General features: G+C 59.1%; 26 protein-coding genes, 1 tRNA gene and 2 pseudogenes. 10 read left to right on the top strand and 19 right to left on the bottom strand.

The window, feature by feature from the left end:
* Positions 1-62: 62 nt before the first annotated feature.
* Entirely contained in the window at positions 63-1,445 is a 1,383-nt protein-coding gene (locus tag QMK54_RS07080) for a glutamine synthetase family protein (protein WP_223591435.1), read from the bottom strand.
* Between the two features lie 494 nt (positions 1,446-1,939).
* Between QMK54_RS07080 and QMK54_RS07075 the strand changes: the two genes are divergently transcribed.
* The 3 genes from QMK54_RS07075 (at position 1,940) to QMK54_RS07065 (ending at position 5,108) form a co-directional block, all read left to right on the top strand.
* Positions 1,940-3,124, top strand: a complete 1,185-nt coding sequence (locus QMK54_RS07075; protein WP_320402261.1) for a cyanate transporter — start codon at positions 1,940-1,942, stop codon at positions 3,122-3,124.
* A 13-nt stretch (positions 3,125-3,137) separates the two neighbouring features.
* On the top strand, positions 3,138-4,055 hold the full coding sequence (locus QMK54_RS07070; RefSeq protein ID WP_110658530.1) for a DMT family transporter: 918 nt from the start codon (positions 3,138-3,140) through the stop codon (positions 4,053-4,055).
* 114 nt (positions 4,056-4,169) lie between these two features.
* The gene (locus QMK54_RS07065) at positions 4,170-5,108 is read left to right on the top strand and encodes a LysR family transcriptional regulator (RefSeq protein WP_110658531.1); all 939 of its coding nucleotides are present in this window, start codon (positions 4,170-4,172) and stop codon (positions 5,106-5,108) included.
* A gap of 3 nt (positions 5,109-5,111) precedes the next feature.
* Here the strand turns inward: QMK54_RS07065 and QMK54_RS07060 are convergent.
* From QMK54_RS07060 to QMK54_RS07045, 4 genes and pseudogenes are all read right to left on the bottom strand, one after another.
* Positions 5,112-5,294, bottom strand: a pseudogene (locus QMK54_RS07060) (5-carboxymethyl-2-hydroxymuconate isomerase); the annotation flags it as partial.
* Positions 5,295-5,466: 172 nt separating this feature from the next.
* Positions 5,467-6,246 carry a class I SAM-dependent methyltransferase gene (locus QMK54_RS07055; RefSeq protein WP_320402260.1) on the bottom strand — a complete coding sequence of 260 codons (780 nt, stop codon included), beginning with the start codon at positions 6,244-6,246 and terminating at the stop codon, positions 5,467-5,469.
* Between the two features lie 61 nt (positions 6,247-6,307).
* Positions 6,308-6,673: a 5-carboxymethyl-2-hydroxymuconate Delta-isomerase gene (locus QMK54_RS07050; RefSeq protein ID WP_223591440.1), complete on the bottom strand. Its 366-nt coding sequence runs from the start codon at positions 6,671-6,673 to the stop codon at positions 6,308-6,310.
* 55 nt (positions 6,674-6,728) lie between these two features.
* Positions 6,729-7,655, bottom strand: coding sequence for a LysR substrate-binding domain-containing protein (locus QMK54_RS07045; RefSeq protein WP_320402259.1), 927 nt, complete (start codon positions 7,653-7,655; stop codon positions 6,729-6,731).
* A 251-nt stretch (positions 7,656-7,906) separates the two neighbouring features.
* Between QMK54_RS07045 and QMK54_RS07040 the strand changes: the two genes are divergently transcribed.
* Entirely contained in the window at positions 7,907-8,113 is a 207-nt protein-coding gene (locus QMK54_RS07040) for a hypothetical protein (RefSeq protein ID WP_110658534.1), read from the top strand.
* 51 nt (positions 8,114-8,164) lie between these two features.
* On the opposite strand, the gene QMK54_RS07035 is transcribed toward QMK54_RS07040, so the two are convergent.
* The gene (locus QMK54_RS07035) at positions 8,165-8,356 is read right to left on the bottom strand and encodes a YegP family protein (protein ID WP_110658535.1); all 192 of its coding nucleotides are present in this window, start codon (positions 8,354-8,356) and stop codon (positions 8,165-8,167) included.
* A 258-nt stretch (positions 8,357-8,614) separates the two neighbouring features.
* On the opposite strand from QMK54_RS07035, the gene QMK54_RS07030 reads away from it, so the two are divergent.
* The gene (locus QMK54_RS07030; protein WP_320402258.1) at positions 8,615-9,088 is read left to right on the top strand and encodes a hypothetical protein; all 474 of its coding nucleotides are present in this window, start codon (positions 8,615-8,617) and stop codon (positions 9,086-9,088) included.
* 48 nt (positions 9,089-9,136) lie between these two features.
* On the opposite strand, the gene QMK54_RS07025 is transcribed toward QMK54_RS07030, so the two are convergent.
* From QMK54_RS07025 to dapA, 5 genes are all read right to left on the bottom strand, one after another.
* Positions 9,137-9,226, bottom strand: a tRNA-Ser gene (locus QMK54_RS07025).
* Between the two features lie 83 nt (positions 9,227-9,309).
* Positions 9,310-10,023 carry a phosphoribosylaminoimidazolesuccinocarboxamide synthase gene (purC, locus tag QMK54_RS07020; RefSeq protein WP_093413164.1) on the bottom strand — a complete coding sequence of 238 codons (714 nt, stop codon included), beginning with the start codon at positions 10,021-10,023 and terminating at the stop codon, positions 9,310-9,312.
* Positions 10,024-10,051: 28 nt separating this feature from the next.
* Complete coding sequence (locus QMK54_RS07015; RefSeq protein WP_223591448.1) at positions 10,052-10,810, bottom strand: MBL fold metallo-hydrolase; 759 nt, start codon at positions 10,808-10,810, stop codon at positions 10,052-10,054.
* Positions 10,811-10,814: 4 nt separating this feature from the next.
* The gene (gene bamC / locus QMK54_RS07010; protein ID WP_110658538.1) at positions 10,815-11,930 is read right to left on the bottom strand and encodes an outer membrane protein assembly factor BamC; all 1,116 of its coding nucleotides are present in this window, start codon (positions 11,928-11,930) and stop codon (positions 10,815-10,817) included.
* Positions 11,931-11,947: 17 nt separating this feature from the next.
* On the bottom strand, positions 11,948-12,826 hold the full coding sequence (dapA, locus tag QMK54_RS07005; protein ID WP_320402257.1) for a 4-hydroxy-tetrahydrodipicolinate synthase: 879 nt from the start codon (positions 12,824-12,826) through the stop codon (positions 11,948-11,950).
* A 328-nt stretch (positions 12,827-13,154) separates the two neighbouring features.
* Here dapA and QMK54_RS07000 point away from each other — a divergent pair, with 328 nt between their 5' ends.
* The 3 genes and pseudogenes from QMK54_RS07000 (at position 13,155) to QMK54_RS06990 (ending at position 15,479) form a co-directional block, all read left to right on the top strand.
* Complete coding sequence (locus QMK54_RS07000) at positions 13,155-13,715, top strand: glycine cleavage system protein R (protein WP_007979776.1); 561 nt, start codon at positions 13,155-13,157, stop codon at positions 13,713-13,715.
* 10 nt (positions 13,716-13,725) lie between these two features.
* Entirely contained in the window at positions 13,726-14,199 is a 474-nt protein-coding gene (locus QMK54_RS06995; RefSeq protein WP_110658539.1) for a peroxiredoxin, read from the top strand.
* 222 nt (positions 14,200-14,421) lie between these two features.
* A pseudogene (locus tag QMK54_RS06990) lies at positions 14,422-15,479 on the top strand (IS110 family transposase).
* A gap of 373 nt (positions 15,480-15,852) precedes the next feature.
* On the opposite strand, the gene QMK54_RS06985 reads toward QMK54_RS06990, so the two are convergent.
* Both QMK54_RS06985 and QMK54_RS06980 read right to left on the bottom strand, forming a co-directional pair.
* Complete coding sequence (locus tag QMK54_RS06985; RefSeq protein ID WP_110659962.1) at positions 15,853-16,923, bottom strand: AI-2E family transporter; 1,071 nt, start codon at positions 16,921-16,923, stop codon at positions 15,853-15,855.
* Between the two features lie 31 nt (positions 16,924-16,954).
* Entirely contained in the window at positions 16,955-17,194 is a 240-nt protein-coding gene (locus QMK54_RS06980; RefSeq protein WP_110659961.1) for a sulfurtransferase TusA family protein, read from the bottom strand.
* A gap of 98 nt (positions 17,195-17,292) precedes the next feature.
* Here QMK54_RS06980 and QMK54_RS06975 point away from each other — a divergent pair, with 98 nt between their 5' ends.
* On the top strand, positions 17,293-18,726 hold the full coding sequence (locus QMK54_RS06975) for a M48 family metalloprotease (protein ID WP_110659960.1): 1,434 nt from the start codon (positions 17,293-17,295) through the stop codon (positions 18,724-18,726).
* Positions 18,727-18,802: 76 nt separating this feature from the next.
* Here the strand turns inward: QMK54_RS06975 and QMK54_RS06970 are convergent, their stop codons facing one another.
* The 4 genes from QMK54_RS06970 to rpoE form a co-directional block, all read right to left on the bottom strand.
* Positions 18,803-20,230 carry a DegQ family serine endoprotease gene (locus tag QMK54_RS06970; RefSeq protein WP_110659959.1) on the bottom strand — a complete coding sequence of 476 codons (1,428 nt, stop codon included), beginning with the start codon at positions 20,228-20,230 and terminating at the stop codon, positions 18,803-18,805.
* Between the two features lie 178 nt (positions 20,231-20,408).
* Positions 20,409-21,368 carry a MucB/RseB C-terminal domain-containing protein gene (locus QMK54_RS06965; RefSeq protein ID WP_110659958.1) on the bottom strand — a complete coding sequence of 320 codons (960 nt, stop codon included), beginning with the start codon at positions 21,366-21,368 and terminating at the stop codon, positions 20,409-20,411.
* A gap of 8 nt (positions 21,369-21,376) precedes the next feature.
* Positions 21,377-21,964, bottom strand: coding sequence for a sigma-E factor negative regulatory protein (locus QMK54_RS06960; protein WP_110659957.1), 588 nt, complete (start codon positions 21,962-21,964; stop codon positions 21,377-21,379).
* 31 nt (positions 21,965-21,995) lie between these two features.
* Positions 21,996-22,577, bottom strand: coding sequence for an RNA polymerase sigma factor RpoE (gene rpoE, locus QMK54_RS06955; RefSeq protein ID WP_003172477.1), 582 nt, complete (start codon positions 22,575-22,577; stop codon positions 21,996-21,998).
* A 552-nt stretch (positions 22,578-23,129) separates the two neighbouring features.
* Between rpoE and nadB the strand changes: the two genes are divergently transcribed.
* Positions 23,130-24,746: an L-aspartate oxidase gene (gene nadB / locus QMK54_RS06950; RefSeq protein WP_110659956.1), complete on the top strand. Its 1,617-nt coding sequence runs from the start codon at positions 23,130-23,132 to the stop codon at positions 24,744-24,746.
* Here the strand turns inward: nadB and QMK54_RS06945 are convergent.
* Both QMK54_RS06945 and QMK54_RS06940 read right to left on the bottom strand, forming a co-directional pair.
* Positions 24,715-25,167, bottom strand: coding sequence for a protein YgfX (locus tag QMK54_RS06945; RefSeq protein WP_320402256.1), 453 nt, complete (start codon positions 25,165-25,167; stop codon positions 24,715-24,717). The genes nadB and QMK54_RS06945 overlap by 32 nt on opposite strands.
* Positions 25,151-25,405, bottom strand: a complete 255-nt coding sequence (locus QMK54_RS06940) for a succinate dehydrogenase assembly factor 2 (RefSeq protein WP_007979797.1) — start codon at positions 25,403-25,405, stop codon at positions 25,151-25,153. Before QMK54_RS06940 ends, QMK54_RS06945 begins: the two co-directional genes overlap by 17 nt.
* Positions 25,406-25,524 lie beyond the last annotated feature (119 nt).

Here is a 25,524-nt window from a genome sequence, read left to right as displayed (position 1 = left end):
TACAAGACCGCCTGAAACTTTCAGACTTTTTGAGAACTGTTCAGCTTAGGTTCAGCTTTGACTCAAGCCTGGTGCAAATACCAGCGCCAGTCCTGCTCTCCGACCTCGCCCATGAATTGGCGATACTCGGCGCGCTTCACCGCCAGGTAGACACCGAGGAATTCGCCACCAAAAGCTTCCCTGGCCCAACTGGAACCCTCCAGCGAGCGCAAGGTGGTCAGCCAGTCTGTCGGCAACAGTTTCGCAGCCTGGGCGTAGCCATTGCCTTCCACCGGCGCACCGGGGTCGAGTTGTTCGCGGATACCGCGATGAATACCGGCCAGAATTGCCGCAGCCGCCAGATAGGGGTTGGCATCCGCGCCACAAATTCGATGCTCGATATGCCGCGAATACGCCGGCCCGCCGGGTACGCGCAAACTCACTGTGCGATTGTCCACGCCCCAGGTGGCCGCCAGGGGCGCATAGCTGTTGGCCTGGAATCGACGGTAGGAGTTGGCGTTCGGGCAGAACAGCAATAGCGAATCGAGCAAGGTACTGAGCATGCCTGCGACAGCCTGCTTGAGCAGCGGCGTGCCATCCGGGGCTTCGCTGGCAAAGAGGTTGTTGCCGTCCTTGTCCGCCAGGCTCACGTGCATGTGCATCCCGGTGCCGGCCAGGTCATCGAAGGGCTTGGCCATGAAGCAGGCGGTCATGCCGTGCTTGTGTGCCACTCCCTTGACCAGGCGCTTGTAGCGCACCGCTTCATCCATCGCCTGCAGCGCGTCGGTGCGGTGTTCGAGGGTGATTTCCACCTGCCCCGGTGCGTATTCGGAAATGGCCGTGCGCGCCGGAATCCCCTGGAGCTTGCAGGCGCTGTACAGATCGGCCAGGAACGGTTCGATCTGTTCAAGTTCACGCAACCCATAGACCTGGGTACCACGCGGACGCCCGCCATCGACATCCCGTGCCGGTTGCGGCCGGCCGTTGCTGTCGCGCTGCTGATCCAGCAGGTAGAACTCCAGCTCCGCCGCCATGACCGGGTAATAACCGTCAGCCTGCAAACCTTCGATGACTTTCGCCAGTAAATGACGAGGATCGGCAATGGTGGCGGGCATTCCCTCCGACGGATGCATGCTGACCTGCACGGCCGCGGTCGGTATCAGGCGCCACGGCATACGCGTGAGACTGCCGCTGATCGGGTAGGCCCGGCAGTCGATATCCCCGACATCCCAGACCAGCCCGGAGTTTTCCACGTCATCGCCATTGATGGTCAGGCCGAGGATGGTGCTCGGCAATGGCCGCCCGCTTTCATACACCGCGAGCAACTCGTCACGATGCAGCAGCTTGCCGCGCGGCACTCCGTTGTTGTCGAGGATGAACAGCTCGAACATTTCAACATCCGGGTTCTGCTGCAGAAAGGTCAGGGCTTCTTGCTGGGTGGCAAACGAGGTCGTGGCACTACTCATGGAAACTCTCTTTTTCCGTGTCAGGCGGGTACGCAAAAGCACCCGCGCTTTAATCCCGGCATCAGCCGGAAAATGTAGGAACAATCAGCGGAAAAAGCAGGAATCCGGCGGGCGCGCATGGCGGCAATGCCACAGCGCCCAAAAAGCCAGTTCAGAAGGAAGTGCAGAGAGGTTTGGCGCGGTGGCGGGCGTGAACCGACGACCAAGGCTCGACGCACGAGCGTCGGTGGATGCCTTGAGGTGGATTACGACTGGCCAACCGTCCATAGAGAGAACCGCAGAAAACAGATGACCCGCAGCGTCACACGATGGGTTGAGTCGTTAAATCAGGATTTGAAGAACCTTGGATGTGATCTGGCTAAACATTTGGCTGTTGGGTGGCGCCTCTGTCGGAGCAACTTGTATTTGAATTCTAAATACCACCCCGGACTTTCTGATTTGTGCCCTTCGGGTCTCTCGCGCCTAATCGGAACCCTATTGTTCAAGGTCCGATCATGGAAAACATTCGAGTCACTTCCCGTCCCGCGCTCTGGCTCCTGTTCAGCATTGTCCTGGTGGCCCTGAACCTGCGCCCTTCCATGGCCGCTGTCGGACCACTGCTCTCGGCGATTCGCGACGACATCCCACTGAGCTTCAGCCTGGCTTCACTGCTGACAATGTTGCCGGTGATGGCCATGGGGCTGGCGATGTTTGTCGGCCTGCGCGTCAGCCAGCGACTCGGCGATCAACGCACCGTGGTGTTCTCGTTGCTGATCATCGGCGTGGCCACGGTCTCGCGGTTGTTCCTTGATTCAGCCACGCAGTTGCTCCTCAGTGCGGTGCTGGCAGGCATCGGGATCGCCCTGATCCAGGCCCTGATGCCAGCGCTGATCAAATCCCGCTTCAGCGACCACGTTGCCCTGTGCATGGGGCTCTACGTCACGTCGATCATGGGCGGTGCCGCCATTGGAGCTGCCTTTGCGCCACTGGTGATGGAGCGTACCGGCAGTTGGCGCATGGGCCTGGCGGTCTGGGCGGTTCTCGCCGTGCTGGCATTGTTGTTCTGGGGTACCCAACGGGTGCAGATACCGACACTGGATGCCAAGACCGCCAGTAACGGTTCGTTCTTCGCCAATTCCCGCGCATGGTTACTCGCGATCTTCTTTGGCCTGGGCACTGCGTCCTACACCTGTGTCCTCGCCTGGCTGGCGCCGTACTACGTGGAAAAGGGTTGGAGCGAACAGCACGCCGGATTGCTGCTCGGATTTCTGACCGCCATGGAAGTACTGTCGGGTCTGCTGACCCCGCTCATCGCCAATCGCAGCCGCGACCGCCGCGTCGTGCTGATGACATTGCTTGCACTGATCATCGCCGGTTTCTGCGGACTGATTCTGAGCCCCCGGCATCTGAGCCTGATGTGGCCATGCCTGCTGGGACTGGGCATTGGCGGTCTGTTCCCGATGAGCCTGATCGTATCGCTGGATCACCTGGACACCCCCTTGCGCGCCGGTGGCCTGACCGCGTTCGTGCAAGGCATCGGCTACCTGATCGCCGGCCTGTCGCCGTTGCTGGCGGGGATAATCCGCGACCAGCTCGGCAGCTTTGAATGGGCCTGGTGGTCGCTGACGGCGGTCATGGCGCTGATGATGCTGATGGTCTTGCGCTTCAACCCAAGGCACTACGCCCGCCATATTCACTGACCCGGAGACTGCCATGAAAACCACCGGTTTCGCCGTCGCTCACGCCAGCATGCTGCTGTGGGCCTTGTTGATCGCCGCATCGTTCACCGCAGCGGCGCAAGTCAGCCAGGCCATCGACCCAATCCTGCTGACCGGTTTGCGCCTGCTGTTTTGCGCATTGGTGTTTCTGCCGCTATTGCTGCTCAAGGGCGATACCGTCATGACCGTCCGCGGGCTGCTCGGCCACGCGGTGCTCGGCCTGCTGCTGGCGTTGTACTTCGGTTCGCTGTTCGAAGCATTGCGCTACACCTCGGCCGTCAACACCGGGACGATGTTCACGCTGGTGCCACTGATGACCCTGGGTTTCGAAGCCGTGCTGACACCGGACAACCGCCTGAAGCAACGGATTGTGCCGATGCTGCTCGCTGCTGCCGGGGCAGTGTTGCTGATCATGAAAGGCACCGGCCCCGGTGAGCTGCCATCGCCGTACGCACTGGCGGTGTACGGCAGCGGTTGCCTGGCGATGGCACTCTACGCCCCTCTCAGCCAACGCCTGAAAGCCAATAGCCTCAAAGGGCGCGGGCCGGTGCCCATGACGTTCTGGAACATGCTGTTCGGTGCGCTGTTTCTGCTGGTGTTCTGTGGACTCAGTGGCGGTTGGCGCTCGGCATCATTACTGACGCTCAACGATTTCTACTGGCTGATGTACCTGGCGGTGTTCGCCACCCTGGCGACGTTTTGGCTATTGCACCGGGCCATCGGCGTGATCGCGCCGTCCTCGGTGATTTCCTACATCTACCTGAGTACGCTGTTTATCACGATGTTTCACTGGCTCTGGGGGCGCCAGATGCCGCTGCCGCTGGAAATGGCCGGCGCGGCACTGGTGGGTGTCGGCATGTTCGCGCTGTTGATGTCCAGTCGCCGCGCCGTGTCGGCGATGGTCCGGAGCTGAAAGTCCCTTGGGCGAAACTTCCTGCGAGGCATTCTCCCTGCTCTCTCATTCCGCTAGGATCATTCGCTCACCCTTGCACACGGTCAGCGCAAGGGGCGCAGCGAGACGCAATGGATGCTGAACAGTAATTCGCTTAGAAAACTCGACATGCAGGACCTCTTGGTGTTCGTCGCCGTGTATGAGCAGAACAGCGTCACCGGCGTGTCCGAGACGCTTTGCGTCAGCCAGTCCACAGTGAGCTACTGCCTGAAAAAACTGCGCGCCATTTTCGAAGACGAGCTATTCATCAATACCCGTACCGGCGGCATGCAGCCCACGGGCAAGGCCGGCGCGATGTATCCCCACGCGCTGAAAATCCTCCAGAGCATCAATCTGTGTCATGCCGGCTCACCCGCCTTCGACCCGAGCCTGCAGCCCGTGACCTTCAACATCTGCGCACCGGAATATTTCGAGCAGTTGATCCTGCCGCGCTTGTTGAAAACCTTCGACCTCGCCGATCTTCCGGTGATGGTCAATGTGTTCAAACTCGAAGCCGATATCCCTGCCGAAGCGTTGCGCGACGGCAGCCTCGACCTGGTGATGTGCTTCGGTCCGAACTTTCATCGCCGTCACGTCGATTTCAAATCGCAGGCACTGCTCGAAGATGATCTGGTATGTGTGTTCGACAAACGCGCCACGCCGGCAGAACCACGCTTGAGCCTGCAAACCTATGTCGAACGTCGACACGTGTTCCCGACACCCTGGACGTCCGCGACCAACATGGTCGACGGCTGGCTCGCTCAGCAGGCACAACAGCGCCAGATCGTCGCACGCGCCAACAGCTACAGTGCAGCGCTGAAGCTGATTACCGGCACCGACTATGCCCTGACCCTGCCCCGGCGCATCCAGCGATTGCTGGCCAGTGCCGACACCTTCGATCACTGTGAAACACCGGAAGGCTTGCCGGGCTTCACCCTCGACATGCAGTGGAACCAGAGAGTTGATCAGGACAGCGCCAACACCTGGCTGCGAGAGCAAGTGATCCAGGCCTGCGTCGAGCAGGAAACGGCCTGATACTCAGTTGTTGATGGCGGTCTTGCTGTAGGAATCGCGATCGATGTCGAGAATCTCCACGCACAACTGGACTTCAACGCCGCTCGGCCACTCACACAGTTCCTGCACCACCGCCAGCAGGCTTTCGGAGAGTTGTTTCTTGATCTGTGCCGAACGACCACTCAACAGCGCCAGTTTTACTTCAACGATGCAACTCTAGAAGACGAAATTCGGCCGCAGACTTCGGAAGACGCCAGCGTGGCGACTCGTTCATTTGGCCATGCTTAATCTTTTTTTATCCACAAACAACTTACCTCAGCGAACGGCACTTTTTTTGGTTTATTAGCTTGGCTCCGCCGCCCCCACCAATGCTAAATTACTATGGGGCTCCCTCTAACCGACGACACAGATAAGCTCGAGTTTGATACGGAAGCTCAATGGTTCCACACTCGCGAAGGTACGGATGTGTTTGGATCAGTCTCTGCAACTGTTCGGAAACTTTCGCCTTTTCGGTAGGAGGTAGGGCAGCGATAAAACTCACCGAGAGAAATCGGTCCATGATGACTTCCTTGGCGCTACCCGCATGGGTGTATGGGAAGCAGGTAAGTTCTGGTTCAGAAAAGTAACGCCCAGTGAATGCCAATTTCCAGTCCCCGGTATGAAAGCGTGGGGTATCGCCTTCGTACGGCGCGATGATGTCTGTGATGGCCGCAACCCAGTCCACCGACTCATCACGCACGTTCCAGATCAACCCCAACCGACCGTTCGGTTCAAGCACTCGGTGAATCTCGGCAAGGGCCGTTTCATTTGCAAACCAGTGGAAAGCCTGAGCGCATACCAGTGCTCGCGCTGCTCCGGAGTTGAGCGGGATGGATTCGGCCGTTCCCTCCAAGATCGTGATGTGCGGTAGATTCCCGGCAAACTCGGCTCGCATGGCTTCTATGGGCTCGACCGCTACGACATCAATCTCCATTGATCCCAATAACTGAGTGAATTTACCGGTGCCGGCTCCTAAATCAACTACCGTCGACCCCGGTTGAATTTCAAGTGTTTCTCTAAGCCAGGTAACCAGTTCGCGTGGATAGCTCGGGCGCCCCTTGGCATAAGTTCCAGCTTGCGATGAGTAGCCCAGTTGAGCAGCTTTCTGAATACCTGCCATGATTAGCAACCCGCTTTAATTAAGAGAGACCTGGTCAATTGAACCAGTGAAGCGCTACAGCTCATTGACCAATAGATGTCTTCGAATAAGATTCGCGATCGATGTCGAGAATTTCCACGCACAACTGGACTTCAACGCCGCTCGGCCACTCACACAGTTCCTGCACCACCGCCAGCAGGCTTTCGGAGAGTTGTTTCTTGATCTGTGCCGAACGACCACTCAACAGCGCCAGTTTCACATGCACGAACGCCCGCTCAGCCAATGCGGTTCCAACCTTGAACGTCTCGACCTTGACTGCGCGGCTCTTGATGTCGAATTCGGCAGCAAACTGACCGGAACCCACCAACGTATTGTTCAACCGCATCAGTGCCACATCGGCATTCAGGTCAGTCAGGTTGGCGGTGTATTCCATGTGCAGGTGAGGCATGAGTTGACTCCTAAGGGAATGGAAAGGTCCTACGTATAACAGAGCGCCGCCCTGTTCATTCGGGCAGCGGCAAAACGGCACGCTCACTCATGAACACCTCCAGGCGCGAGCGCAACCAGCGCTCGGCGGGGTCGGTATCGACATGACTGAGCCAGACCATGGACAAGTCCAGGGTCGGCGTCTTGAAGGGAAAGGGTTCCTTGAACAGCGTTCCCGATGCGGCCATCGCCTCGGCGGTGTAGTCCGGCAGACTGGCAATCAGGTCCGTCCCGGCGAGCAGTGCCGGCAACGAACTGTATTGCGGTACCGAGAGCACCACCTGGCGCGTGCGGCCGATTTCCGCCAGCCACTCGTCGGCGTAGCCGCTGACGTTAGCGGTATGGGACACCAGCACATGTGGTCGCGCGCAATATTCATCGAGGGTCAGCGGGGTGTCGCTGGCATCGGCGCGCAATATGCTGGGCTGGATGTGCCGCAGCAACTTGCGCTTGGCATTGGCCGGCAAGCCACGAGTCTGGCTGATACCCACCGTGATATCGCCGGACGCCAGCAAGTCGGGAATCCGCCAGTAATCGACATGCTGCACCACAAACACCACTTTGGGCGCTTCCTGGCGCAGAGTTCGCAGCAATGGCGGCAACAGGCCGAACTCGACATCGTCGGACAACCCGATGCGGAATGTCATCGTGCTGCTGGCCGGGTCAAAATCATGGGTCAGGCTCAAGGCCACGGACAAGGAATCCAGCGCCGGCGACAGGTGCCTGATGATCTCCTCCGCCCGCGCTGTCGGCTCCATGCGGTGGCCAACGCGGATGAACAGTGGATCATTGAACATCGCACGCAAGCGGTTGAGTGCAGAGCTGATGGTCGGCTGGCCGAGAAACAGCTTCTCCGCCACCCGAGTGACATTGCGCTCGAGCATCAGTGTTTCGAATACCACCATCAGGTTGATATCCGCCTTGCGAAGTTCGTTGCGATTCATCCACTGCCCCCAATCCCCAAATCTGCTGACAGTTTAGGTAGCTGGGGCAACTGCCGTCCATCCAACTCAAGTCCAACAGCCGGACGCGGTTCACGTTTAAGCAAGATGCCTGCCCACGCCTCGTCCTACAGCCCCTTCCTTTTTACCTGCACCTACTGGCAGTCAGCCCGTGGGTCCCTAAGCTCAGCGACGCACGAGGGGAATAACCAGCCTCGTCATCCAAAACATGCGTTATCAAAAGGAGCGGCACCATGGCCAGAGACAAAGCCAAAGACGACAAGCACTTCAACTGCACCCAGACCCACGAAGCCGACTACGTCGCCAGCCTGTACCCCCACGCCAGGGAAGAGGTCAAAACGTTCCTCGCCTCGGCCTGCAAGGACAAATCCCTGCACAACTCCACCCACAAGGACGTCTACGAACTGATCAAGAGAAAACTGGGTCATACCCAGCCGTAAAACCGGTTGGGAACGAAGCTGCTCTGAACGAGCAGCTTCACCACCCTAGAGCTAGATTTCCTTGATCGGGGTCTGCTCGCAGGTCCCCTTGATCAAGTTGATTGCATGCACGCAATCGCCCTTGTTGACGTAAGACTCCCCGCTGGCAATGGTTTCATGATTCCCCGCCTTCAACCGCCACCGCCACTGGCCCCTGCCAGTCAGAAGGGTGCCGCGGATTTGCCTGTAAATCTCAAAATACATTGCTCACTCCTTGCAATTGCTGGTGACTGCAGGTCAGTGACCTGCGAAAGCCAGAGTAGAGGAGGTACTTTCAAGAAGACGTTTTTCAGTGTCAGGGGATATTTCGAGGAAAAAGCTTCGGCGTTCGCAACTCCAGGCTCCACTGAGTCCGCTACGCCGCCGTCATATGCACTCACATTGTAGGGTTCGCCGCGCCCAAGTCCGCCCGTTAGTCTTTGCCGCTGCAGCCTCTCTTTTTCATAACCCGAGCCGAAAAACATGAACGTCTTCGCCCTTCGCACGCTATGCCTGATGTTGATAGGCATGCCCGTCATTGTGCACGCCAATGAACCTGAGACACTCACCCTGATCACCTACGCCGACGGCACCCGCGGTATGAAGAACGCGATAGACCTCGATCCGCCCGGCCCCTCGCAGGGTGACTTGTTTGTCTTCGACCAGCCGCTGATGAACGAGCAACGACAAGATATCGGCAGCAATAGCGGCTACTGCGTGAACACACTTCCCGAAAAACACAGCCAGTGCCAATGGACCCTGCTATTCAACGACGCGGCGGGCAAAACGGCCGCCAGTATCGTCGTGGCCGGACAGGAGCATGAAACAGGGAAGTCGATTGTCGCGGTGATTGGCGCCACAGGAGAATACGCCGGGTTCAGCGGTGAAATGAGTACGGAACCCAATCCCGATGGCACCTTCACGCAAATCCTGCAACTCTCGCGCAGCGCAAGATGAAACGAAAAAGCCCCGTAACTTTTCAGCTACGGGGCTTTTTCTATGTAATGGCGGAGAGATAGGGATTCGAACCCTAGGTACCGGTGAAGGTACAACGGATTTCGAATCCGTCCCATTCGGCCACTCTGGCATCTCTCCAACGGCGCGCATCATAACAACACTTTCGCCGGAAGCGAACCCCCTAAGCGAAATATTTCTGTGCTTTCAGATGCTTGCGTCGATTAAAGCGGTACGCCCAGACGATTGGCGACTTCTTCGTAGGCTTCGATGACGTCACCGAGGCCCTGACGGAAGCGGTCCTTGTCCATTTTCTTGCCGGTTGCCTTGTCCCACAGGCGGCAGCCGTCCGGGCTGAATTCGTCGCCCAGGACGATGGAGCCATCGTGGAACACGCCGAATTCCAGCTTGAAGTCGACCAGCAGCAGGCCGGCGTCGTCGAACAGTTTGTTCAGGACTTCGTTGACCTTGAGCGACAGTTCTTTCATGCGAACCAGTTGCTCGGCGGTGCCCCAACCGAATGCCACGACGTGGGATTCGTTGATGAACGGGTCGCCCTTGGCGTCGTCCTTCAGGAACAGTTCGAAGGTGTAAGGGTTGAGCTTCATGCCCTCTTCGACACCCAGGCGCTTGACCAGGCTGCCAGCGGCGTAGTTACGCACGACGCACTCGACCGGGATCATATCCAGCTTCTTCACCAGGCACTCGTTGTCGCCCAGCAGTTTGTCGAATTGGGTCGGCACGCCGGCGGCTTCGAGCTTCTGCATGATGAAGGCGTTGAACTTGTTGTTCACCATGCCTTTGCGGTCGAGCTGTTCGATACGCTTGCCGTCGAACGCCGAAGTGTCGTTGCGAAACAGCAGGATCAAACGGTTAGCGTCGTCGGTCTTGTAAACCGACTTCGCTTTGCCGCGGTAGAGTTCTTCACGTTTTTCCATGATGGGCTCCGCTTGCTAAGTAGATGGGCTAGGCGATGTGACGCCAGTCGAGCCCTGAATCTTGATCGGCCAGTTGCAGCCAGTCCGGGTCGCACCCGAGGGTGTCGACAAAACATTGCCGGGCCAGCCGCGGCAGGTTGTTCTTACTGCTCAGATGGGCCAGGACCAGGTGTTGCAGGTCTTTCCAGCCCAACTCGGCCACCAGGAATGCCGCCTGATGGTTGTTCAAATGTCCCAGTTCACCGCCCACCCGTTGCTTGAGAAAGTACGGGTAGTGACCGCGAGCCAGCCTGTCACGGCAATGGTTGGACTCGATCATCAATGCATCGAGGTCGCGATAGCCGTCCAGCACCTTGTTGCAGTACGAGCCCAGGTCGGTCAGCAGGCCGAAACGCCGCTCCCCGTCACTGAACACGTATTGCGTCGGCTCCAAAGCATCATGGGCCACGGCAATGACGTCGATGCTCAAGTCGCCGACCTGCAGTTGCTCGCCGCCGGCCACAAAGCCTGCGGGTTCAATCGGTTTGCGCATCCCGCGCAAGGTCCCGCGACTGAGGTAGACAGGCAGATTGTAGCGCCGAGACAGCAAACCCACGCCATGCACGTGGTCGGCATGTTCGTGGGTCACGAGTATCGCGCTCAGCTGCGCAGGGTTCACACCCAGGCGCAGCAGGCGTTTTTCGGTTTCCCGCAAGGAAAAACCACAATCCACCAAGACATACGTATCAGCGCTGGCTATCAGCGTGCCGTTCCCTTGACTACCGCTGCCGAGAACGGCAAAACGCATAGGATCAGCCCAGGTTGTCTTGAATCTTGCTCAACACTTTACGCGCCACATCTGCCGGCGCCACGGTGTTGATGTTCTTCTCGACGGTGACCTGGACGTTCTCGCCAACCTTGCTCAGGCGAACCTGATAACGCTCGGCACGGGCTTCAAGCTCTTCCTTGCTCGGCGCGCTGCCGAACAGGCTGCTGAAGAAGCCTGGCTTGTCGTCTTTCTTCTCGGCTTTTTCGGCCAGGTTGATGTAGTACAGGCCCAGGCTGCGGTTGATGTCTTCAACACGCCATTCGCCTTGTTCCAGCGCACGACCGACGCTCGACCAGGCACGATCCAGGTCGGTACCGACGTTCAGCACAGGGTTGCCGCTGCCGTCTTCGCTCAGGCTGATACGGCTAGGCGCGTCGAAATCACGCGAAGCCAGCATCGAGACCGAGCCGCCCTTCTCCGAGATACGGCTCATGCTCGCGAGCATGTCGTCGACCAGTGCCGCGTCCAGGCCAGTGTTGACCGAACGGTTGGTGAAGGCCACGTCGGCGGTGCTGCCGGCAGGACGCTCGGCGCTGACCACATAGACTTCACTGGTGTTGCGCTGCACGCCCGGCTCGATGCGCACCCGCACGCGGGTTTCGCTGTCGGTGCTGACGCCAGCCGCGCTCAGGCGCTTGGCGACAGCGGCGGACAGTTCGTCGGAATGCTGCCAGGTCGTGGTGAATTCGCCGGTTTGCGGGCGCTGTTCATCCATGCGGAAACCGTTGTCCTGGAAGAACTGAACGGCCACGGGCCAGACTTCGGCCGGCGGGTTCTGCGCCAGGATGGAGCTGGTGCCGCCGCTCTTCTGCAGCGAGTAGGCACTGGCGTCGGCAGCCGCTGTCAGCGGCTGAGGGCGAGGAACGATGTATTCGCCCGTGGCGGTGTCATCGGCCACGTTGCGCGGGATCGGCAACAGCGGATCCAGACGCTTGGCGGTACGGACATCCGGCGGTATTTGCATCGGTGCAGTCTGTTGCGCTTCCAGGTAGTCGCTACCACGGTCACGGAAATAACCTTCCGGGCCCCAGACCCATCCGCAGCCACTGGTGCTGGAGATAATCAAGGCAAGTGCGGAAAGTCCGGCCATTCGCTTCATGCGTTGTACTTCCTCAATTAAACCAGGACGCTGCACTGGCGCAGGGCCGTGCGAAGCGTTTCGTGACAAGGTGCGCTCAGCCAGGTCAGCGGCAGGCGAATACCTTCGTGCATCAGGCCCATTTCAACCAAAGCCCACTTCACCGGAATCGGGTTGGCTTCGATGAACAGGTCCTTGTGCAGCGGCATCAGTTTTTCGTTGATCGCCCGTGCAGTCTCGGCATCACCCTTGAGGGCGGCCTCGCACAGGTCGGCCATTTCACGCGGCGCGACGTTGGCGGTAACGGAGATGTTGCCCTTGCCGCCCATCAGGATCAGCTCGACCGCGGTCGGATCATCGCCAGAAAGAACGATGAAGTCCTTGCTGACGCCATCAAGGATCGCCTTGGCGCGCTTGAGGTCGCCGGTCGCTTCCTTGATGCCGATGATGCTCGGCACGGTGGACAGGCGAATCACGGTCTCGGCCTGCATGTCGCAGGAGGTGCGGCCGGGAACGTTATAGAGAATCTGCGGGATGTCGACCGCTTCGGCGATGTGCTTGAAGTGCAGGTACAGGCCTTCCTGGGTCGGCTTGTTGTAATACGGCACGACCAGCAGGCAGGCGTCGGCGCCGGCTTCCTTGGCATTGCGGGTCAATTCGACGGCTTCGCGGGTCGAGTTGGCGCCGGTACCGGCAATCACCGGAATACGGCCATTGACCTGTTTGACTACCGCCTTGATGACGGCGATATGTTCATCGACATCAAGGGTTGCCGATTCGCCGGTAGTACCGACGGCGACAATGGCATGGGTGCCGTTTTCAAGGTGGAAGTCCACGAGTTTGCTGAGGCTGTCCCAGTCAAGACGACCCTGTGCATCCATGGGTGTGACCAGTGCCACCATACTGCCCGCAATCATGAAACCGCTCCTGCCGGAAAAAGAGAGCCGTAATGGTACTGGCGCCAAGATGCTTGCACAAGCGAAGTACTGTGCTGCCGCCATTCCCCTTGGCGCCGGTTTTCGCTACCCTTCAGACTTTGATCGGTACAGACAAGCTCGTCCGTCGGGTTTCAGCCTCCATTTTCGGCATCACAAGTCCTGATCCAGCCTTGCCACGTCTCGCTCCCGCCCTGCCGGAGCTCGTTGCAACCTGTCACTCGGGGCTTTCTGAGTTCGCATCCGCAGGCTCGCTCCCGGCAAATCAGCCCACTGACGTACCGACCGCTCATCGCTTTAGGAATGCTGCATGTCCACCCCCACAGTTCGCGAACAATTCCTTGTTATCAGTGCCCTCGGCGCCAACCCCATGGAGCTGACCAACGTCCTGTGCCGCGCCAGCCATGAAAATCGCTGCGCCGTTGTCACCTCCCGCCTGACCCGTCATGGCGAATGCAGTGCGCTGGTGCTGGAAATCTCCGGTAGCTGGGATGCCCTGGCGCGCCTGGAAGGCAGCCTGCCAGTGCTGGCCAAGCGGCATGCGTTCACGGTCAACGTGGTACGCAGCGCTGCCCTGGAAAACCGTCCCCAGGCTCTGCCGTACGTCGCTTATGTCAGCTCGGCCTACCGCTCGGACATCATCAACGAGCTGTGCCAGTTCTTCATGGACCACAATGTCGAACTGGAAAACCTGACCTGCGACACCTATCAGGCTCCGCAGACCGGCGGCACCATGCTCAACGCCACCTTCACCGTGACCTTGCCGGCCGGCGTGCAGATCAGCTGGCTGCGCGATCAGTTCCTGGATTTTGCCGACGCGCTGAACCTGGACGCGCTGATCGAACCCTGGCGCCCACAGAACCCAATGTAAGGAAGCTTTCATGGCCGTTGCCATCGACCAACCGGTTGCCGATTTCGAAGCCCCCGCCACCAGCGGGCAGACCGTTAGCCTCGCCGGCCTGAAGGGCAAGCAGGTAGTGATCTACTTCTACCCCAAGGACAGCACGCCGGGCTGCACGACTGAGGGGCAGGGCTTTCGTGATCAGTACGCCGCGTTCAAGGCCGCCAATACCGAAGTGTTCGGCGTGTCTCGCGACAGCCTGAAATCCCACGAGAACTTCAAGTGCAAGCAGGAATTCCCCTTTGAGCTGATCAGCGACAAGGACGAAGCAATCTGCCAGCTGTTCGACGTGATCAAGCTGAAAAAGCTCTACGGCAAGGAATACATGGGCGTGGATCGCAGCACGTTCCTGATCGACGCCAAAGGCGTGCTGCGCCAGGAATGGCGCGGCGTGAAGGTGCCGGGGCATGTTGATGCGGTTTTGGCTGCGGCTCAGGCACTGAATAAAGCCTGATGTATCTGGCGTCTGCTCAGACGCCTTCGCGAGCAAGCCCGCTCCCACAGGATTATTGGGCGATCCCGGGATTTGTGCCTGGCGGCAGTCCCCTGTAATTGGATGGACTCGCCCAAGCCGAGGCGTCAATGCGCCACGGTGGCAGTCTAAACAGCCAACGACAGCGAGGGCGAGTCCATGAAAAATCATAGTTCGTTTGATCAATCCGTGTCTTCTTCCGATTTGTCGGCCTGCACAACCTTGGCGGTCGACCTGGCCAAACAGGTCTTTCAGGTCGCCGGTGAAGATATCCTCGGCCAGGTGCTCTACGAGCAGCGGATCAAGTCGCGCGAGGCGTTTTATGATTTTCTCCGACAGTTGCCGGCGCATGTCGTGGTTTTGATGGAGACCGGTCCGGGTGCCCAGGCCTGGGCCCGGCAGCTGCAAGACCAAGGCAATCCGGTGCGGATTCTTCCAGCCGGTTTGGTGGCCACACATCGCAGCGGGCCTAAAAATGATCGCAACGATGCGCTGGCGATTCTGCGGGCCAATCGCGATGAAAAAATCTGCGCAGTACCGGTCAAAAGCGTTGCGGCGCTGGCAATGCAGGCGTTGCATCGCGCCCGCCAGGGCTATGTGCGTCGACGCACGGCCCTCAGTAATCAGATGCGCGGCCTGCTGCTTGAGCACGGCGTAGCCTTGGCACAGGGCGATGTTGCGATCAGCCAGAAAATCCCGCGGGTGCTGGAAGATGCCAGCCAACCGGTGCCGGGCCTGCTGCGTGAACTGATCGACGAACTGTTGGCCGAGTGGCGCCATTTGGGCGAGCGCATCAGCGTACTGACGGGACGCCTGGAAGTGGCCGCCAACGCTGACATGACGGCGAAGCGGCTAATGACTGTGCGCGGCATCGGCCCGGTCACTGCCACGGCACTGGTGGCCAAGGAAACCAAGCCTGAGCGCTTTCCCAATGCCCGCAAGTTTGCCGCGTACTTTGGCATGGTGCCTGACCAGCACAGCAGCGGGGAGACGGTCCGGTTGGGGGGCATGACCAAGCGAGGTGATGCTTATTTACGCAGCCTGATGATCCAGGGGCCCATGCGGTGCTGCAACAACTACGACCTGATTCCCAGCAACCCGATGACCGTCGCTTGTTGCACTGGATGAGCCGGTTGGGCCGCAAGGAGGCTGCGATCAGGCTAGCCAACCGCAACCTGCGAATCGTCTGGGTGCTTCTACAGAATGACCAGACTTATCGTCGCCACGCGGGTGATGGCCAGCCAGCGACGATGGGCCACTGAGCGACAGAGTTCTGCCACCGAGGTACTAACCGTCTGACCCTCTGCTGAAAAAAAACTGACCCCAGGTAAGACCGGCGTGGATTGATGCCTAAGCTCCTACTGGCCTTCGAGGCCTGACTGTAATCGGCATACCACGAGCTTTTCCATTTTGGCCAGAAGCCGAAGACGGCTTCCACGAATAGGCCTAATACATAGATGCAACGGGGCAGCGGTTTTTCAAAAGCGGGTAGACAGTGGGGGCGAGTCCATACATAGGAGCTGGCTTGCCAGCGATGGCGGAGTGTCATGGTGAAGACAGTTGCTGCGCTGACCCTGTGGGAGCGGGCTTGCTCGCGAAGAGGCCATCAGCCTCACTGAAAATAAAGCCTGAACGCTAAAGCAGCGGCGCCACCACCGGCTCCTTGCGCGGCCACGCATCCAGCACGGCCTTGAACAGCGTTGCCAGGGGAATCGCAAAGAATACCCCCCAGAAGCCCCACAGCCCGCCAAACAGCAGCACCGCGCAGATGATCGCAACCGGGTGCAGGTTGACCGCCTCCGAGAACAGCAAGGGCACCAGCACGTTGCCATCGAGCGTCTGAATGATCCCGTAGACCGCCATCAGGTAAATGAACTGATCGCTCCAGCCCCACTGGAACAGCGCAATCAGGAACACCGGCACAGTCACCACCACGGCGCCAACATAAGGCACCACCACCGAAATCCCCACCAGCAATGCCAGCAGCGCCGCGTAGTTGAGTTCAAGAACGACAAAGGCTATGTAGGTCACGCCACCGCAAATGAAGATTTCGATGACCTTGCCGCGAATGTAGTTGGCGATCTGCCGATTCATTTCATGGGCGACCCGGGTGATCAGCGCCCGCTCACGAGGCAGGTAACCGCGCACCCACTGGCCGATCATGGCCCGATCCTTGAGGAAGAAAAACACCAGGATCGGCACCAGCACCAGGTAGATCATGATGTTCACCAGCAATGGCAGGCTCGACAGCGAAAACGTCAGTGCCCACTGACCAAACTTGCCGATTTCGCCCCGCGCCACTTCGATGGCCTGCAACACCTGCTCATCAGACACCAGGTGCGGATAACGCTCGGGCAGCAGCAGCAACAGCGACTGCCACTTGGCGAGCATGCCGGGCAACTCGTTGAACAACGTGATCAGTTGATGCCACAGCAACGGCACGACCACCACGATAAACACCAGCAACAACCCCATGAACAACGCAAAGACCAGCCCCACCGCAACCCCGCCCGGCACCCGCAGGCGTTCGAGGGTCACCACCAGTCCCTGCATCAGGTACGCCAGCACCATGCCCGCGAGCACCGGCGCCAGCATACCGCCCAGGGTCAGTACGGCGGTGAACGCCAGAATCAGCAGGACAGCCAGCACCACCGCTTCTTCATCGGAAAAATAGCGCTGGATCCAGTCGCGTAACACTTTGAACATCAATAATCCTTAGGAGCAAACGCAGCCGATTTCAGGCTTTTTTCAACCAGTAGCGGTAAACACCGGCATCTTCTTCTTCACGAAGCAGGGTATGACCGGCCAATCGGGCAAAGGTGCGAAAGTCGCGCTGCGAACCTGCATCGGTGGCGATGACCTTGAGCACCGCGCCACTGGCCAACTTGTTGAGCTCCATCTTGGCCTTGAGCAATGGCAAGGGACAATTCAGGCCGCTGGCGTCCAGTTCAACGTCATGCTCTACAGCGTCGGTCATTGCATCACTCCGGATCAGGTGGTTGAGCTGCCTAGAATATCTGGTCGCAACGCCGGTGTCCGGCTACAGTAAGGTCTTTGTCGACTAAGGCTTTGTGCATGACATTTTTGCGCCCTACCCTGCTGACGCTCGCTTGCCTGCTCGCCTCACCGGGCTTCGCCGACGACCTGCCGTCACTCGGCGACGCCAGTTCTGCCATTGTCTCGCCTCAACAGGAATACCAGCTCGGTCGCGCCTGGCTGGCCATGTTGCGCAGTCAGGTTTCGCAGCTCAACGATCCGCAGCTCAAGGATTACGTGGAATCCAGCGTTTATCGACTGGTGGAGACCAGCCAGGTCACCGACCGGCGCCTTGAGTTCATCCTGATCAACAGCCCGCAGCTCAACGCCTTTGCGGCGCCGGGCGGGATCGTCGGGGTCAACGGTGGCTTGTTCCTCAACGCCCAGACCGAAGGCGAATATGCCTCGGTACTGGCGCACGAATTGGCTCACTTGTCGCAGCGCCACTTTGCCCGCGGCATCGAAGCACAGCAACGCATGCAAGTGCCGATGATGGCTGCATTGCTGGCCGGCATCGTGGTGGCCGCCGCAGGTGGCGGTGACGCCGGGATCGCAGCCATTGCCGGCACACAGGCCGCAGCCATCCAGGAGCAGCGGAGGTTCTCCCGCCAGAACGAGCAGGAAGCCGACCGTATCGGCATCCTCAATCTGGAAAAGGCCGGTTACGATCCGCGCTCGATGCCAACCATGTTCGAGCGCCTGGGGCGTCAGTACCGCTACGATGCCAAGCCACCGGAATTCCTGCTGACTCACCCGGTCACCGAATCGCGTATCGCCGACACCCGCAACCGTGCCGAACAGTTTCCAATAGGCGGTATCGAAGACAGCATGCGCTACCAACTGATCCGCGCACGCGTGCAGCTGATCTATGAGGAAACCCCGGGGCTCGGCGCCAAGCGCTTCCGCGCCCAGCTCGACGAGAACCCGAAAAACGACGTGGCACGCTACGGCCTGGCGATCGCCCAGATCAAGGGCGGCCAACTGAACGAAGCACGGGAAAACCTCAAGCAGTTGCTGGCCAAGTCACCCAACGAAATCATTTACAACCTGGCTCAGGTCGATCTGGACATCACCAACAACCGCCTGGCAGATGCCCAGTCCCGGGTTGACCGCTTGATGGCCCAGTACCCTGGCAACTACCCGCTGAACCAGGTGCGCGTCGACCTGCTGCTCAAGCAAAACCGTACTGCGGATGCGGAGAAAGCCCTCGAAGGCCTGCTCAAGTCGCGCCCGGATGATCCGGACGTGTGGTATCAGGTTGCCGAAACGCGCGGTCTGTCGGGCAACATCATCGGCCTGCATCAGGCTCGCGCCGAGTATTTTGCGCTGGTCGGAGACTACAAACAGGCCATCCAGCAACTGGACTTCGCCAAACGCAAGGCAGGCAGCAACTTCCCGCTGTCTTCGCGGATCGACGCGCGGCAACGCGAGCTGATGGAGCAGGAGCGCATGATCAAGGACATGATGGGCTGACGCCTCCGGAGACAAAAAGTCCGGACAAAAAAAACCGCCTCTTGCGAGGCGGTTTTTTATTCAGCCAACAACCGGATTATTCAGCCAGTTTGAAGGTGATGAAACTCGCACGGCCCTGGCGCAGCACCCGCATCGACACCGAGCGGTTCTTTGGCAGCGCCTTGGCGATGTCCGCGAACTCCTTGGTGGAACCGATGGCCTGGTTGTTCAGGTGAGTGATCACATCACCTGGCTGCAGACCGATCATGGCGGCAGGACCGTCCTGCACTTCCTTGATCAGCACACCACCCTTGAGGTCGTAGGTTTTCTTTTGCTCATCAGTCAGCTCGACCACGGAAACCCCGAGGCGATTACTGCTGCGCTCGATGCTGGATTTTGGCAGCGCATCCATCTCCGAGCCTTCTTCCGGAATTGAACCGACGGTCAGCTCGACATTCTTGCGCTTGCCGTCACGAATCACTTCCAGATTGGCCTTGGCACCCGCCTTCAATGCGCCAACGAGGTGTGGAAGGTCGGCCGACATGACGATTGGCTGACCGTTCATGCTCAGGATCACGTCGCCAACCTGCAGGCCACCCTTGGCTGCCGGGCCATCATCCTGGATCTGGGCAACCAGCGCACCGGCCGGTTTCTCCAGACCGAACGACTCCGCCAGGTCCTTGCTCACTTCCTGAATCACGACGCCCAGCCAGCCACGGCTGACCTTGCCACCGGATTTCAGTTGATTGGAAACATCCATGGCCACGTCGATCGGGATCGCGAACGACACACCCATGAAGCCACCGGAGCGGGTATAGATCTGCGAGTTGATCCCGACCACCTCACCGTTCAGGTTGAACAGCGGGCCGCCCGAGTTACCCGGGTTGATCGGCACGTCGGTCTGGATGAACGGCACATAGTTTTCGTTCGGCAGGCTGCGACCGACGGCGCTGACGATGCCTTGGGTCACGGTGTGGTCAAAGCCGAATGGCGAGCCGATCGCGACCACCCACTGGCCCGCTTTCAGGTCCTGGGATTTACCGAGCTTGAGCACCGGCAGATCCTTGCCTTCGATTTTCAGCAGCGCCACGTCGGAACGTGGATCGGTCCCGACGAGCTTGGCTTTCATCTCGCTGCGATCAGCCAGGCGAACGAGGATTTCGTCAGCATCGGCGATCACGTGGTTGTTGGTCAGGATGTAGCCATCAGGAGAGATGATGAAACCCGAGCCCAGGGAAGTTGCCTCGCGCTGACGGTCACGAGGTGAACGCGATTGCGGCGGCATGCCCCGCTCGAAGAACTCGCGCAGCATTGGCGGCAAGCCTTCGAGGTCGGGCATCTGCTGCTGGCTGACTTTGCGATCCGGCAGCTTTTGCGTGGTACTGATGTTCACGACCGCAGGCGAGGCCTGTTCGACCAGTTGCGTAAAGTCAGGCAATTCGACCGCTTGGGCGGTGACCGTCTGACCGAGCACCAGCACGGTGGCAATAATGGAAAGGTAGGACTTCAAGCGTGGTATCGACATACGGCTCCCGTTACGACGAGCATGGTTAAGCGATATGGAGCAAGGAACACCGGGAACAATACGCCGGTATTTTTGTTCCGGGAACAACAAACAAGGCCAGAGCCGAGGGGCTCTGACCTATAAAAAATTTAAGGGATTTTTGCAAATTGAAATGCTCACGAAACATTTCGAATTTAGCTCACTGCTTGGTTGCAGTGGCGTCGGTACGCATCGAAAGCGCTATCCGTTCAGCGGTACCGACCGGTATCTCGCCGACGACGGTTACCATCATGTCACCCTGCGCCGTGGTCAAGCGCCGGGAAACCGCAACGGTCGGCCCCAACTGAGTACGGGTGTCGGTGACGGTTGCGCCATTCAACGGCTCAAGGAATACCGAAAAACGCGCGAGGCCATCGTCATACATCAGGCTATTGACCTGGGTTTTGGTCTGCGGATCCTTGCGCGCGGTGCTGCTGGTCAACTCGAAGCCGGGCGGCAACCAGTCGGAACGCCAGACCTGGGCAGTCTTGATGGCAGAGGCCTTGTCACTTTCGAGGTTGACTGGCTTGCAATCGTTACTGGCCTGCAGGTCGTTTTCAGAAGGAACGTCAGCCGTATCCAGTTGCGTAAACTGGAAGCGCTCCAGCAACCGCCCCTTGTCGTCCAACAGCAAAGACTTCAGAGGCAGGCCGGTTTCTTTATCCAGATGCAGTTCAAAACCGTAGCGGTGTTGATCTCGGGGTGTCAGCGATACGATCACCGCCGAACGCCCGGCGACACGCGACTTGCCGATGACAGCAAGGTCATACCAATTCTTGAGCTTTTGAGGATCGAGTGCACGGGCAGCGGAGTTGGGGGAGTCCCCCAGCCCTGCTATCAATGTACCGCTGACGCATTGAGTATGCCCATCAATGCGAACGACTTCCTGAGCGGAACCGTCGAGCTGAATCAATCGCTCGCGGACCTTTCCATCCTGGACACGGTGCCAGATGTTATGGGTAGAAAAACTACCGTTACGCTCGTAGACGAAAGTACCCTGAAAGCTTTGCTGCTGCTCTGCCTGGCCCAGGCGGGTCAACCAATCCTGGGCATCATCGGCTTGGGCTGGAACGATGAACCAGCCGCTGAGCAGAAGCGAAAGTAGAGGTAGGGCGCGCATGATCCTCCTTAACGGTTTTCCAGACTTGCGGCACGAGCGTAAGGCAGAGCGCTCTCAGTGCCTTTCAGTGCAGCCTGTTGAGCATGTTGGCGCAAGTAGCCTGGCAGACGCTGATCATGCCAGCCTGGTTGACCTTGCAAAACGCCATTGGCCATTGGGCCAGTAGCTTCCGAACTCTCATTGTAGCCTGCCAGAACAGCAGGGCCTTTTACTTGAGGAACGGCCAATGCGGGTTGAGTGGATTGCTGGGCCAGCTCGACACCGGCGATCTCATCCTGGTTGTACAGACGCACGCCAGCCAGTACCGCCAGGGTCACCGAGGCAGCGACCGCCAGACGACCCAGGCTGCGCCATGGACCGCGGGAAGCTTTTGCCGGCGAGGCTTCGTCAGCCAGGGCAGCGGAAACAGCCGCGGCGATGTCCAGGCGTGGAAGCAGCAGATCCTTGTGCATCACTGCCCGAGCGATCTGATAACGAGCCCATGTGTCACGGGTTTCAACATCGTCGCAGGCACTCAATACCCGACGCAATTCCAATTCGTCCGCTTCGTTATCCATCACTGCGGACAGCGATTCCTGCAGGGCTTCACGACTCATGGCGTTCCTCTCTTGGCTATCGCCGCTGTCTTTAGTTTTCCTGCAACAACGGCTGCAGGGCTTTATCGATGGCCTCCCGGGCGCGGAAGATCCGGGAGCGCACGGTGCCTACCGGACATTGCATGACACTCGCAATGTCCTCGTAACTCAGACCATCAAACTCACGTAAAGTTAAAGCCGTACGCAAATCTTCCGGCAGTTGCTGAATGGTTCGATGGACGGTGCCTTCGATCTCATCCCGCAGCAAAGCCCGTTCTGGCGACTCGAGATCCTTGAGGCCATGATCGCCATCGTAGAACTCTGCATCTTCGGAACTGACATCGCTATCCGGCGGCCGGCGGCCGCGTGAAACCAGATAGTTTTTCGCCGTGTTAATGGCGATGCGGTAAAGCCACGTATAAAACGCGCTGTCTCCGCGAAAATTTCCAAGTGCACGGTACGCCTTGATAAAGGCTTCTTGTGCCACATCCTGGGCTTCATGGGTGTCGTGCACAAAACGCACGATCAACCCGAGAATTTTGTGCTGGTATTTCAGCACTAGCAGATCGAAAGCACGCTTGTCGCCGCGCTGAACGCGCTCGACCAGTTGCTGATCCTCTTCCTGGGTTAGCATGAACACTCCTCGATGAGCTCGGAGGAGGCTTGCAGAAGTAAACCACCAGACTTGCAAACATAGACTCGTGCTTTTCGCAAAAGTTCTCCCCCTCCAGGCAAGTTTCCTGCGGGCTCTGATTTGGCACGCACGAAAAGCGCAGCGCGAGTTGACCCGGCTGCGCGAATAATCTTGTCATCGGATTCTTCGGCACGGATCGCACTGCAATCGCGCACTGAAGCCGACACTGTCCCTTGTTTCAGGCATCCGTCTATTGATCTTGGCCCTTTGGCAAAAGTTCCAAATATTTATAGCTGCGCCGAGCAGACATTGTGCAACCGTGAAGGGAAAAAGACTGTTAAATCGGCGATACAGTCATTCTCGCGCCTAACGGGCAGAAAAACATCCGACGAAGCGTCCGATGTTTTGCGTCACAGTAGTTTCACAATGCCATGCTAGCTCGGGTATTGTGCCGCTCCCCCCCTCTATATACTAGTGGGCTGTGCGGCTGACCTGAGTCGCCAATCCAGCTGCGCCACCCCCGACCCGGGTCGCTTTGAGCGGAATCCTGAAATGAGCCAACAGTTTCAACACGATGTGCTGGTAATTGGCAGCGGTGCTGCCGGCTTGAGCCTTGCGCTGACCTTGCCCGGTCATTTGCGCATTGCCGTTCTGAGCAAGGGCAACCTCGCCAATGGTTCGACTTTCTGGGCCCAGGGCGGCGTTGCAGCCGTGCTGGATGACACCGACACCGTTGAATCCCACGTCGATGACACGCTCAATGCCGGCGGCGGCCTGTGCCACGAGGATGCCGTGCGCTTCACTGTCGAGCACAGCAAGGAAGCGATTCAATGGCTGATCGACCAGGGCGTGCCCTTTACCCGCGATGAACAGTCGAGTACCGAAGATGGCGGGTTCGAGTTCCACCTGACCCGCGAGGGTGGTCACAGCCATCGGCGCATCATCCACGCCGCCGATGCCACGGGCGCTGCGATTTTCACCACCCTGCTCGATCAGGCCAGGAAACGACCGAACATCGAACTGCTGGAACAGCGGGTTGCGGTTGACCTGATCACGGAGAAACGCCTGGGCCTGGAAGGTGATCGCTGCCTTGGCGCTTATGTGCTCAATCGCGGCACCGGCGAAGTCGACACCTATGGCGCGCGCTTTGTGATCCTCGCCTCCGGTGGTGCGGCCAAGGTCTACCTGTACACCAGTAACCCTGACGGTGCCTGCGGCGATGGCATCGCCATGGCCTGGCGCTCGGGCTGCCGGGTAGCGAACCTGGAATTCAACCAGTTCCACCCCACTTGCCTGTATCACCCGCAAGCCAAGAGCTTCCTGGTCACCGAAGCCCTGCGAGGCGAAGGTGCCCACCTGAAGCTGCCCAATGGCGAGCGCTTCATGCAGCGCTTCGATCCACGGGCGGAGTTGGCGCCACGGGACATCGTCGCCCGGGCCATCGACCATGAAATGAAGCGCCTGGGTGTCGACTGCGTCTACCTGGACATCAGCCACAAGCCTGAAGCCTTTATCAAGACGCACTTCCCGACGGTATACGAACGCTGCCTGGAATTTTCCATCGACATCACCAAGCAACCGATTCCGGTGGTCCCGGCGGCGCACTACACCTGCGGCGGCGTGATGGTCGATCAACAGGGCCGTACCGATGTGCCGGGGCTGTACGCCATTGGCGAAACCAGTTTCACCGGCCTGCACGGCGCCAACCGCATGGCCAGCAACTCGCTGCTCGAATGCTTCGTCTACGCCCGCTCGGCGGCCGCGGACATTCTCGAACAGTTGCCCCGTGTTTCGCTGCCCGCCACCCTCCCCGCCTGGGATGCGAGCCAGGTCACCGATTCCGATGAAGACGTGATCATTGCGCACAACTGGGATGAGCTGCGGCGATTCATGTGGGACTACGTCGGCATCGTGCGCACCAACAAGCGTCTGCAACGGGCGCAACACCGCGTGCAACTGTTGCTGGATGAAATCGATGAGTTCTACAGCAACTACAAGGTTAGCCGGGATTTGATCGAGCTGCGCAACCTGGCCCAAGTGGCCGAGCTGATGATTCTGTCGGCCATGGAGCGCAAGGAAAGCCGTGGCCTGCATTACACCCTCGACTACCCGGACATGTTGCCGGTCGCGCTGGACACTATTCTGGTGCCGCCCACCTACGTCGGCTGAATTTGAGCCGGACCCGCAGGCGTCGGTGCACATCCGCCGCCTGCGCATCCCGGGGCACACAAATGGCCCTGATCCGGCGCTCGCCACGCAGGCGGAAACGCAAAACCACAACCAACGGCAACGCCAGGCTGTCCGGTCGCAACTGTACGGGCTGCCAACCTTTCGCGCGACTCCACAACTGCCAACCATCGGCATCGCGCCGCAAGCCGCAAAAGGCCTGTGGGTGCGTCAGCAAGATCTGCCGGGACAACGACCAAAACCCATGAGCCAGGCACAGCACAACGCCGAGCGAACTGGCCCAGAGCGGAATCGACAGTAAAAACATAGAACCCAGCGCGAACAGCTGGGCCAGAAGATACGCCGCCAGCAACTGCCGTGAGGCATGCCAGCGGCATTCGAAGCCGTTACTTGGGCTGGACACGATCCAGGATCATGCGGACCATGCGTTGCAGCTCGGGATCCTCGGATTCGCTGCGTTCCATGAACCAGCCGAACATGTCCTGATCCTCACACGTCAGCAATCGGACGTACAACGCGCGATCCACCTCGTTGAGCGTTGCGTAAACCTCTTTCGTGAACGGCACCAGCAACACGTCAAGCTCAAGCATGCCACGGCGGCTGTGCCAAAAGAGGCGGTTCAGTTCAACATCTTCGACCATGGAGCGCTCCTCAAATAGGCCGCAAGTATACAGGCCCGCGCCCCGTCGAACAGTCGGCTTTGGTCGGGCACCGTCGAGCCTTTGTTAACTACCCATTTCGAAGGCGCCCCCTTATGATG

The organism is Pseudomonas sp. P5_109 (genome assembly GCF_034009455.1).
Taxonomy (GTDB): domain Bacteria; phylum Pseudomonadota; class Gammaproteobacteria; order Pseudomonadales; family Pseudomonadaceae; genus Aquipseudomonas.
Note: the sequence above shows the minus strand (reverse complement) of the source record. Positions and strands in the feature narration are given on the sequence as shown.

What these genes read in the sequence shown, in the direction of transcription:
- QMK54_RS07080 (WP_223591435.1), bottom strand. Translation starts at nt 1,445, where the DNA reads ATGAGTAGTGCCACGACCTCGTTTGCCACCCAGCAAGAAGCCCTGACC.
- QMK54_RS07075 (WP_320402261.1), top strand. Translation starts at nt 1,940, where the DNA reads ATGGAAAACATTCGAGTCACTTCCCGTCCCGCGCTCTGGCTCCTGTTC.
- QMK54_RS07070 (WP_110658530.1), top strand. Translation starts at nt 3,138, where the DNA reads ATGAAAACCACCGGTTTCGCCGTCGCTCACGCCAGCATGCTGCTGTGG.
- QMK54_RS07065 (WP_110658531.1), top strand. Translation starts at nt 4,170, where the DNA reads ATGCTGAACAGTAATTCGCTTAGAAAACTCGACATGCAGGACCTCTTG.
- QMK54_RS07055 (WP_320402260.1), bottom strand. Translation starts at nt 6,246, where the DNA reads ATGGCAGGTATTCAGAAAGCTGCTCAACTGGGCTACTCATCGCAAGCT.
- QMK54_RS07050 (WP_223591440.1), bottom strand. Translation starts at nt 6,673, where the DNA reads ATGCCTCACCTGCACATGGAATACACCGCCAACCTGACTGACCTGAAT.
- QMK54_RS07045 (WP_320402259.1), bottom strand. Translation starts at nt 7,655, where the DNA reads ATGAATCGCAACGAACTTCGCAAGGCGGATATCAACCTGATGGTGGTA.
- QMK54_RS07040 (WP_110658534.1), top strand. Translation starts at nt 7,907, where the DNA reads ATGGCCAGAGACAAAGCCAAAGACGACAAGCACTTCAACTGCACCCAG.
- QMK54_RS07035 (WP_110658535.1), bottom strand. Translation starts at nt 8,356, where the DNA reads ATGTATTTTGAGATTTACAGGCAAATCCGCGGCACCCTTCTGACTGGC.
- QMK54_RS07030 (WP_320402258.1), top strand. Translation starts at nt 8,615, where the DNA reads ATGAACGTCTTCGCCCTTCGCACGCTATGCCTGATGTTGATAGGCATG.
- purC (WP_093413164.1), bottom strand. Translation starts at nt 10,023, where the DNA reads ATGGAAAAACGTGAAGAACTCTACCGCGGCAAAGCGAAGTCGGTTTAC.
- QMK54_RS07015 (WP_223591448.1), bottom strand. Translation starts at nt 10,810, where the DNA reads ATGCGTTTTGCCGTTCTCGGCAGCGGTAGTCAAGGGAACGGCACGCTG.
- bamC (WP_110658538.1), bottom strand. Translation starts at nt 11,930, where the DNA reads ATGAAGCGAATGGCCGGACTTTCCGCACTTGCCTTGATTATCTCCAGC.
- dapA (WP_320402257.1), bottom strand. Translation starts at nt 12,826, where the DNA reads ATGATTGCGGGCAGTATGGTGGCACTGGTCACACCCATGGATGCACAG.
- QMK54_RS07000 (WP_007979776.1), top strand. Translation starts at nt 13,155, where the DNA reads ATGTCCACCCCCACAGTTCGCGAACAATTCCTTGTTATCAGTGCCCTC.
- QMK54_RS06995 (WP_110658539.1), top strand. Translation starts at nt 13,726, where the DNA reads ATGGCCGTTGCCATCGACCAACCGGTTGCCGATTTCGAAGCCCCCGCC.
- QMK54_RS06985 (WP_110659962.1), bottom strand. Translation starts at nt 16,923, where the DNA reads ATGTTCAAAGTGTTACGCGACTGGATCCAGCGCTATTTTTCCGATGAA.
- QMK54_RS06980 (WP_110659961.1), bottom strand. Translation starts at nt 17,194, where the DNA reads ATGACCGACGCTGTAGAGCATGACGTTGAACTGGACGCCAGCGGCCTG.
- QMK54_RS06975 (WP_110659960.1), top strand. Translation starts at nt 17,293, where the DNA reads ATGACATTTTTGCGCCCTACCCTGCTGACGCTCGCTTGCCTGCTCGCC.
- QMK54_RS06970 (WP_110659959.1), bottom strand. Translation starts at nt 20,230, where the DNA reads ATGTCGATACCACGCTTGAAGTCCTACCTTTCCATTATTGCCACCGTG.
- QMK54_RS06965 (WP_110659958.1), bottom strand. Translation starts at nt 21,368, where the DNA reads ATGCGCGCCCTACCTCTACTTTCGCTTCTGCTCAGCGGCTGGTTCATC.
- QMK54_RS06960 (WP_110659957.1), bottom strand. Translation starts at nt 21,964, where the DNA reads ATGAGTCGTGAAGCCCTGCAGGAATCGCTGTCCGCAGTGATGGATAAC.
- rpoE (WP_003172477.1), bottom strand. Translation starts at nt 22,577, where the DNA reads ATGCTAACCCAGGAAGAGGATCAGCAACTGGTCGAGCGCGTTCAGCGC.
- nadB (WP_110659956.1), top strand. Translation starts at nt 23,130, where the DNA reads ATGAGCCAACAGTTTCAACACGATGTGCTGGTAATTGGCAGCGGTGCT.
- QMK54_RS06940 (WP_007979797.1), bottom strand. Translation starts at nt 25,405, where the DNA reads ATGGTCGAAGATGTTGAACTGAACCGCCTCTTTTGGCACAGCCGCCGT.